Raw genomic sequence first — 2191 nt, forward strand, 5'->3', positions numbered from 1 at the left:
ATTACCAACTCAGCTCTGCGCCATTTTCTCATAGCGAAAATTCTAGTGTTCGCATTATGTACCTTGTGGTCTTGAGCCTACTACCGGCATTGCTGTTTGGCGTCTATCAGTTTGGGCTACATGGCCTGCACCTTGTTGGTGTTTGTGCTGCAACTGCAATTGTGGTTGAAGCGTTGTGTTTAAAGGTGATGGCAAGAAATGCCCTCGCAGCTTTTGATGGTTCAGCTCTGTTAACTGCACTACTGCTAGCGATGAGCTTACCGCCCAATACGCCGCTATGGGTCGGCGTAGTAGGTAGCGCGTTTGCCATTATCGTCGGTAAACAGATCTATGGAGGGCTAGGTCAGAACCTATTTAATCCTGCAATGTTGGCGAGGGTGATGCTCTTGGTCTGTTTTCCTGTCGAGATGACCATTTGGTCCGACCCTACGCCTATTGATTTCAGTGACAACCTAGTTCGAGTGCCTGAGGCGTGGGTGAACTTTGATGGCACAACCGCTGCAACCTCACTTAGTGCAGAGATCAATCACTCTGTGTCATTGAGCGCTCAGTTCTTTGGTCAAGAGGCAGGAAGCCTTGGTGAAACCAGTGCTCTATTAATCCTACTTGGTGGAGGCTATCTGCTTTATAAACGCATCATCAATTGGGCAATCCCTACGTCATTGTTGGCAGGGATAGCCGTTCCAGCAGTGATCGCTTATGGACTCTCACCGAACGAGTTTTTACCGCCACAGGCGCATCTTTTTGGCGGTGCAACCATGCTGGCAGCGTTTTATATTGCGACGGATCTGGTTACTTCTCCAACAAGCGTTAGGGGGCAGCTTTTATACGGCGCATCTTGCGGCCTACTGATTTGGTTGATCCGCAGTTTTGGCAGTTACCCGGAAGGCGTCGCGTTTGCGGTACTAATCATGAACGCCACCGTGCCATTGATTGACTACTACTTGCGCCCGAGCGTGTTTGGTAGCAAGACCGCGAAGGAGGGTTAACATGCAAATTTCATTGACCAAGTGGAAAGACAAAATTGCCTATCAGAGCGCTCTGTTGGCGGTGAGTTGTACTCTGGCAGCGACGCTGTTGGTGATTTTAGAACTGGTCACTAAGCCCGTGATTGAATTGCGCGTTCAAGAGGACCAAAACGCGCTTTTGAATGAAGTTCTAAATGGCCAACCTTTTGCTAATCAGGTGTTTGATCATGGGCAAACCATTACGGTGAGTGGCAGTGAGTATCAACTCTATCGTGTCAGAGATGAAAACAGCTCTGTAATTAGTTATGTGATTAAAGGTTCGCAGAGTGGCTACAGCGGCGATATTCAGTTTCTGGTTGGGGTGAATCTTCAACACCAGATAACCGGAGTTAGGGTGATTAGTCATACCGAAACACCGGGCTTGGGAGACAAAATAGAGCTATCGAAAGATGACTGGATCACACGCTTTAATGGCCGCTCTCTGGCAAATACGAGTGGTTGGGCAGTAAAAAAAGATGGTGGTGAGTTTGACCAGTTTAGCGGCGCGACCATTACGCCTCGCGCAGTGGTTAAAGGGGTCCATCTGGCACTAATTGGGCTAAAGGAAGAGGTCAATCATGAGTAACTACCAATCAATTGTTAAACAGGGCATGTGGGAAAATAATATCGTTCTCAGTCAATCTCTTGCTCTTTGTCCACTTCTGGCTGTGACTAGCAACGCAACGAACGGTTTAGGGCTTGGCCTTGCTTCTACGGCGGTGATGGTTGCAGCAAACGTACTCGCATCTTTGGCGAAAGATATCGTCAGTAAAGCGGTACGGATTCCAGTCAACATCATCATTATTGCCTCTCTGGTAACCATGGTTGATGCGATTCTAAATGCTTGGCTTCACCCGTTGCACAAAGTATTGGGGCTGTTCATTCCACTCATCGTGACCAACTGTGCGATTTTAGGTCGTGTCGAGTCCTTTGCGAGCAAAAACAAACTCGCTCCCGCACTGGTCGATGGCCTCGCCATGGGGCTTGGTTTCACTTGGGTACTGGTTGCGCTTGGAGGTATTCGCGAAGTGATTGGTAGCGGAACCCTGTTTGAAAATGCCAGTTTGTTGCTTAGTGAGCAGTTTGCTTTTCTCGAAATGGTGATTATTCCTGAGTACCGAGGCGTTTTGTTAGCAATCTTGCCACCAGGAGGCTTCTTAGTGCTTGGTGTCATGTTGGGAATT

Annotated in this window: 3 protein-coding genes; all 3 read left to right on the forward strand. The window is 48.4% G+C overall.

Annotated elements, in window-relative coordinates:
- A partial coding sequence (locus QTO00_RS18555) for an RnfABCDGE type electron transport complex subunit D (RefSeq protein ID WP_331426087.1) occupies positions 1 to 989 on the forward strand: 989 nt, incomplete at its 5' end.
- Position 990: 1 nt separating this feature from the next.
- Complete coding sequence (locus QTO00_RS18560; protein ID WP_331426088.1) at positions 991 to 1593, forward strand: RnfABCDGE type electron transport complex subunit G; 603 nt, start codon at positions 991 to 993, stop codon at positions 1591 to 1593.
- Positions 1586 to 2191 (forward strand): electron transport complex subunit E (locus QTO00_RS18565; RefSeq protein ID WP_331426089.1); only part of this gene is annotated, 606 nt, incomplete at its 3' end. The genes QTO00_RS18560 and QTO00_RS18565, both read left to right, overlap by 8 nt.

It is taken from the genome of Vibrio sp. M260118 (assembly GCF_036533755.1).
Lineage (GTDB): Bacteria > Pseudomonadota > Gammaproteobacteria > Enterobacterales > Vibrionaceae > Vibrio.